Source organism: Flavobacteriales bacterium (assembly GCA_013214975.1).
In the GTDB taxonomy this organism is placed as follows: domain Bacteria; phylum Bacteroidota; class Bacteroidia; order DT-38; family DT-38; genus DT-38.
Genome location: JABSPR010000325.1, coordinates 1 through 3,141 on the forward strand (window position 1 = coordinate 1; position 3,141 = coordinate 3,141).

At 36.2% G+C, this 3,141-nt stretch carries 2 protein-coding genes; both read left to right on the forward strand.

Annotated elements, in window-relative coordinates; all coding sequences use genetic code 11:
- The first annotated feature begins 38 nt into the window (after positions 1-38).
- Complete coding sequence (locus HRT72_10365; protein ID NQY68105.1) at positions 39-605, forward strand: hypothetical protein; 567 nt, start codon at positions 39-41, stop codon at positions 603-605.
- A 115-nt stretch (positions 606-720) separates the two neighbouring features.
- On the forward strand, positions 721-3,141 hold a 2,421-nt coding region (locus tag HRT72_10370; GenBank protein ID NQY68106.1), incomplete at its 3' end, for a carbohydrate binding family 9 domain-containing protein.

A 3,141-nucleotide genomic window follows, 5' to 3' on the forward strand; every position in this document is an offset into this window, starting at 1 on the left:
TAATTAAGTAAATTGCCCCTATCTAATTAGAGCTATATATGAGCACAATTAAAGTAATACTTGGAGCCTTTCTTCTGCTATTAATTTCAACGATTGGGAAATCTCAAATAGAAACAGATTCTATTAAACCACCTCTCTTCGAATTAAGCTTCGGGCAGTCCATTCTTTTTATTTCAGAGAGCAAGATCGTTGATGTACGAAATTCTGAAGCAGTGGTACTTCCAACAAGTTCTATTCTGTTTTTTACTGAACTAAGACCCCTTAAGAGAATACGGTTTCCATTCTATTTTAATCTTCCTACTGAAACCAAACAATTCTTAGTGGATAGTATTTTATTCAATGAAAAAGCGAGACCTTCTTTTGGGGCGGGAATAGAGTTTAGAGTAGCCGCGTTTCCTATCAGCAAGGAAACCGAATTTGAGTTCGAAGTAGGTCCATTGGTCAACGTGCTTTTTACAGAAGACAAAAATATAATCTTTTCGCCAGTAGCCGCAATTCGTTTTAGATTAGTTAAAAATGAAAACTTTGTTATGTACTTAGGTTCCTCCTACTCTATTGGAATAAACAGTTTCGGGCTATTATACGGAACTGGCTTTATCTTTTAAATAAAAAAGCCCACAGAAATTCGCTGGATTCCAACTACTCTTTTTAGATTTTCAGGGTAATAACATTACTACAGGGTATCAACAAAAAAGTTGATAATTCATATACTTTTACTTTATGATAAAGAGTTCTCCCTATTTCATTTCAAAGATTAAATCTATCTTATATAGAGCTGTTCTACTTGCCTCTATTTTAGGCACTTCAGCTTTAACATATTCAGCCGAAAAAGATTCTATAAAAATAATTCCAGCTAGCTCTTTTAAAACCCTGATGGCCAAGAGGATAGAAACGCCTATTATTATTGATGGAAAATTAGATGACGAAGCTTGGAACGGAATCGAAATAGCTACAAGCTTCACGCAAAGGAAACCTAAACCAGGTAAAAAAAGCACTCAAAAAACAGAAGTCAAAATAGCATACGACGACAATGCTATGTATGTTGGAGCAACTATCTATGATGCGCATCGAGACAGTCTACGCACTCAGCTCAGCGAAAGAGACGGCATTGCGAATACGGATTACTTTGGGATTTTCATAGACACATACAACGACAACCTTACTGGCTACGGATTTATGGTATTGTCTACCGGCGTGCAATGGGATGGTCGTTATTCTTCGTTTGGAGAAGATGACTCATGGGATGCCGTATGGAAAAGCGATGTTTTTATCGGTGAGGATGGAACTTGGTATATAGAAATGAAGATACCTTACTCTGCTATTCGATTTCCTAATAATGAAGAACAAGTATGGGGACTTCAATTCTCAAGAAAAATTAACCGACTTGGAGAACATTCTTTTTGGACTGAGTTCGATCCAGAGATAAATGGATTTGTAAATCAATTTGGAGAGTTAAGAGGAATAAAGAACATTAAGCCACCTGTTAGACTTTCCCTCACCCCTTACCTTTCCGGCTATGTAGATCACTATCCTTATGACGATAAAAACATAAACGACCTTTCTAGTTCATTTAACGGAGGTATGGATATAAAGTATGGTATTAGCGATGCGTTTACTATAGATATGACATTGATACCCGATTTTGGCCAGGTACAATCGGACAACCAGGTCCTGAATTTATCACCGTTCGAAGTACAGTATAATGAACGACGACCATTCTTTATTGAAGGCACAGAATTATTTAATAAAGGTGACTTGTTTTATTCAAGAAGAATTGGTGGAGAGCCTATTGGTTTCTGGGATGCTCAAGAAAGCGGCCATACGATAATCGATAACCCTGGAAGAAGCCAAATCATTAACGCAAGCAAGATTTCAGGAAGAACAAATAACGGTTTAGGAATTGGTGTTTTTAATGGTATAACCAAAGAGATGACTGCAATTGTAGAAGATAGTTTAGGATTTCGCCATAACATTATGACCGATCCAACTACCAATTATAGTGTAATGGTACTTGATCAGAATTTAAGAAATGGATCTTACTTCACATTCGTAAATACTAATGTTTGGAGAGAAGGAAGTACATATGACGCAAACGTATCAGGAGTACAATTCGAACTAAACGACTCGACATATAACTGGGCCCTTAGAGGTGCTGGAGCGCTTAGTCAGCAGTACTATCAAGATCACATCGAACTAGGTCAGCAATACAAATTACGCGTTGTTAAAACTTCTGGCAATTTTAATTTCAGAGCAATGCTCGACTTGGTAGATGATAAATACGACCCCAACGATTTAGGATTCCAATTCTATAATAATCAAATTGAATACAAGTGGAGATCTAGTTACAACATATACGAGCCTTACTCTATTTTCAATAGTTCAGAGACTAGTTTCGGTTTAAACTTTAATCAATTATACACGCCTAATAAATACATGAGTTCTGGAGTTTATTTAGCCCATGGCGTTGAATTTAAAAATTTCCACAGCCTAGAAATATGGACATACAATGAACCATTCGAGAGCAAAGACTTTTACGAACCACGAGTTGATGGAAGGTTTTACACAGGTCAGAAATATTTCAATATGGGAATTGATCACAAATCAGATAAGCGAAAAAAGGTAAGTTATGACTGGGGAATTGACTGGCAAGACTACGATAAAAAAGAAAGGCATCAACTAATAGTTTATGCCAAATCAAATTTCATTATCTCGGACAAATTGAGCCTTGAATACGGAATTAACAACGAGCTAGCATACAACGATGAGGGTGTTGCAATCGACAATGAAGGATATAGCACTATTATAAACGACACAATAATATTCGGAAAAAGAGATCAAAAAACACTTACGAATTTGATCAACCTTAAGTATGTCATGAATAATAAAATGGGACTTACATTTAGATTGAGACATTATTGGTCTACCGTAAAGTACAACTCATTCCATGCATTAAATAAGGAAGGGTATTTGGCAGAATCCAATTTTACGGGATTAAATAGCTTAGGTGAATCTAATTACAACTTCAGTTACGATGCATTAAATATTGATATGGTTTACAGATGGCGGTTTGCACCTGGAAGTGAATTAAGCTTGGTGTGGAAAGCATTTATTGAGAAAGAAGATAACATCATAGATCGTACA